Source organism: Amycolatopsis minnesotensis (assembly GCF_039529815.1).
GTDB classification, from domain to species: Bacteria; Actinomycetota; Actinomycetes; order Mycobacteriales; family Pseudonocardiaceae; genus Amycolatopsis; species Amycolatopsis minnesotensis.
Genome location: NZ_BAAANN010000145.1, coordinates 1 through 650, shown reverse-complemented (window position 1 = coordinate 650; position 650 = coordinate 1). Strand labels below are relative to the sequence as shown.

The window sequence follows — 650 nt, the reverse complement described above, 5'->3', positions numbered from 1 at the left end:
CCGGTGGTGGGTGCTGGGGTGGTGGATGAGTGGGTGGGGCGGTTCGGTGCTGTGGGTCGGTTGATGGCCGATGGTGGGGTTCGGTATCGGGCGGTGGCCGGTGTGGTGGCGGAGTTGCGCCGTCGGGGTGCGGCTCGTGGGGAGGTGGAGGGGGTGGTGAAGCGGATTCTGCGGGATGTGGGGGCGTTGCGGGCGGAGTTCGCGGGGTCGGTGGATCGGGTGTCGGCGCGGCGGTCGGATGGGACGGTGCTGGTGGGTGCGGGGCAGGTGGTGGCGGCTTCGGATGCGTTGGATTCGCTGTACCGGCGGGATCCGGGGGTGTTGGAGCCGGGTGAGCGTGCTGGGGCGCGGGAGGCGTGGCAGCGGTTCGATCGTGCGGTGCGGGAGGTGGATCGGATTGTGCGGGAGACCAATCTCGAGCAGGTGGTGCCCGAGGCCGTCGCCCGTCTGGTCGCGCACGAGTACCTGACCTCGCGCTGGTCCACCGACCGCCTGCGGCAGCACGCCGCCGACCTCGGAGCCGTTTTCGGCACCGCCGACCCGGCCTGGACCCTCGACCACCGCGAAGACCCACCCGGACTCCGCGCCGGAGCCCCCCACCCCACCGACACCGACACCGACACCGAAGCAGACGAGTCCGATGTGGACGA

The 650-nt window shown here is 71.7% G+C and carries 1 protein-coding gene; it reads left to right on the top strand.

What is annotated here, in order from left to right; translation table 11 throughout:
* Positions 1-21: 21 nt before the first annotated feature.
* Positions 22-650, top strand: a 629-nt coding sequence (locus ABD256_RS44235; protein WP_344432414.1) for a hypothetical protein, incomplete at its 3' end; no start/stop codon positions are given.